Here is a 2220-nt window from a genome sequence, read left to right on the forward strand (position 1 = left end):
GGCCGCAGCACCGCGACGTCGGCCTCGCGGACGAACGGGGCGTCGGCGTCCGCGTCGGAGTGCACCGCGACGGTGCGCAGCCCCTGCTCGCGGCAGCTGCGGAACACGCGCCGGGCGATCTCGCCGCGGTTGGCGACCAGGACGGTCGTGAAGGTGCTCATGGGTCTCACATCCGGAAGACGCCGAACTGCGGCGCGGGGATCGGGGCCTGGGCGGCGACCTGCAGGCCCATGGCGACGACGCGGCGGGTGTCGGCGGGGTCGATGATCCCGTCGTCCCACAGCCGGGCGGTGGAGTAGTAGGCCGAGCCCTGCTCCTCGTACTGGGCGCGGATCGGCGCCTTGAACGCCTCCTCGTCCTCGGCGCTCCACTCGCCGCCCCGGGCCTCGATGCCGTCGCGGCGCACGGTGGCCAGCACCGACGCGGCCTGCTCGCCGCCCATGACGGACGTGCGCGCGTTCGGCCACGTCCACAGGAAGCGCGGGTCGTAGGCACGGCCGCACATGCCGTAGTTGCCGGCGCCGTAGGAGCCGCCGATGACGACGGTCAGCTTCGGCACGACGCTCGACGCGACCGCCGTGACCAGCTTGGCGCCGTCCTTGGCGATGCCGCCGTTCTCGTACTGGCGCCCGACCATGAAGCCGCTGATGTTCTGCAGGAACAGCAGCGGGATGCCGCGCTGGTTGGCCAGCTCGACGAAGTGGGCGCCCTTGAGCGCGGACTCGCTGAACAGGATCCCGTTGTTGGCCAGGATCGCGACCGGGTAGCCCATGACGTGCGCGAAGCCGCAGACCAGCGTCTCGCCGTACAGCGGCTTGAACTCGTGCAGCCGCGAGTCGTCCACGACCCGGCGGACCACCTCGCGGACGTCGTACGGCGTCCGGGGGTCGGCGGGCACGACGTCGGCCAGCGTCGCCGGGTCCTCGCGCGGCGGCACCGGCACCTGGCGGTGGACGCTCGGGCCGTCGGCCGGACCGAGCGTGCCGACGATGGACCGGACGACCTGCAGCGCGTGCTCGTCGTCGTCGGCCAGGTGGTCGACCACGCCGGACGTGCGCGCGTGCACGTCGCCGCCCCCGAGCTCCTCGGCGGTGACGACCTCGCCGGTCGCGGCCTTCACGAGCGGCGGCCCGCCCAGGAAGATCGTGCCCTGGTCGCGGACGATCACCGTCTCGTCGCTCATCGCCGGGACGTAGGCGCCGCCGGCGGTGCACGAGCCCATGACGGAGGCGACCTGCGGGATGCCGCGGGCGCTCATCTGGGCCTGGTTGAAGAAGATCCGGCCGAAGTGATCGCGGTCGGGGAACACCTCGTCCTGCATCGGCAGGTACGCGCCGCCGGAGTCGACGAGGTAGACGCAGGGCAGCCGGTTCTCCTGAGCCACCGTCTGCGCACGCAGGTGCTTCTTGACCGTCATCGGGTAGTACGTGCCGCCCTTGACCGTCGCGTCGTTGGCCACGACCACGACCTCGCGCCCGCTGACCCGGCCGATGCCGGTGACGATGCCGGCGCTCGGCACCTCGCCGCCGTACATGCCGTGGGCGGCCAGCGGCGACAGCTCCAGGAACGGCGAGCCCGGGTCGAGCAGGCGGTCGACCCGGTCGCGGGGCAGCAGCTTGCCGCGGGCCACGTGGCGCTCGCGCGAGGCCGCGCTGCCGCCCTGGCGGACGACGGCGAGGTGCTCGCGCAGCTCGGCGACCAGCTCTCTCATCTCAGGCACCCTCGGAGGTTAACGCACGTTAACCGAGCCGCGCTAGACTGGCCACGTGACGTCCGAGCTGCCCACCGAGACCCGCCGCGACCAGATCCTGGCGATCGCCGCCCGCCTGTTCGCCGAGCGCGGCTTCCACGGCGTCTCCGTCCACGACATCGGCGCGGCCTGCGGCATCACCGGCCCGGCGCTCTACAAGCACTTCTCGGGCAAGGACGACATCCTCAGCCAGTCGCTGGTCGCGATCAGCGAGTTCCTGCTGGCCGGCGGGCGCCGGGTCGCCGCCGAGGGCGCCTCGCCGGAGGTGACCTGGACCGAGCTGGTCGAGTTCCACGTCGACTTCGCCCTCGGCTCGCCCGAGCTCATCTCGGTGCAGGCCCGCGAGTGGCAGAACCTCGCCCCGGACGCGCGCCGCCGCGTGCGCGAGCTGCAGCTGGCCTACGTGGACGTGTGGGTGGACGTGCTGCGCGAGCTGCGTCCCGGGCTGGAGCGCCCGGCCGCCCGCGCGC

General features: G+C 73.1%; 3 protein-coding genes. 1 reads left to right on the forward strand and 2 read right to left on the reverse strand.

The annotated features are described in order from the left end of the window. Window positions 1-161: biotin carboxylase N-terminal domain-containing protein (locus tag AC2W7G_RS14345; RefSeq protein ID WP_485869033.1), on the reverse strand; the 161-nt coding region annotated here is incomplete at its 3' end. 5 nt (window positions 162-166) lie between these two features. After that, window positions 167-1711, reverse strand: coding sequence for a carboxyl transferase domain-containing protein (locus AC2W7G_RS14350; protein ID WP_485869034.1), 1545 nt, complete (start codon window positions 1709-1711; stop codon window positions 167-169). Between the two features lie 55 nt (window positions 1712-1766). Between AC2W7G_RS14350 and AC2W7G_RS14355 the strand changes: the two genes are divergently transcribed. After that, window positions 1767-2220: TetR/AcrR family transcriptional regulator (locus tag AC2W7G_RS14355; protein ID WP_485869032.1), on the forward strand; the 454-nt coding region annotated here is incomplete at its 3' end.

This window comes from Aeromicrobium sp. PFPM2_SD2 (assembly GCF_057364525.1).

What these genes read in the sequence shown, in the direction of transcription:
- AC2W7G_RS14350 (WP_485869034.1), bottom strand. Translation starts at nt 1,711, where the DNA reads ATGAGAGAGCTGGTCGCCGAGCTGCGCGAGCACCTCGCCGTCGTCCGC.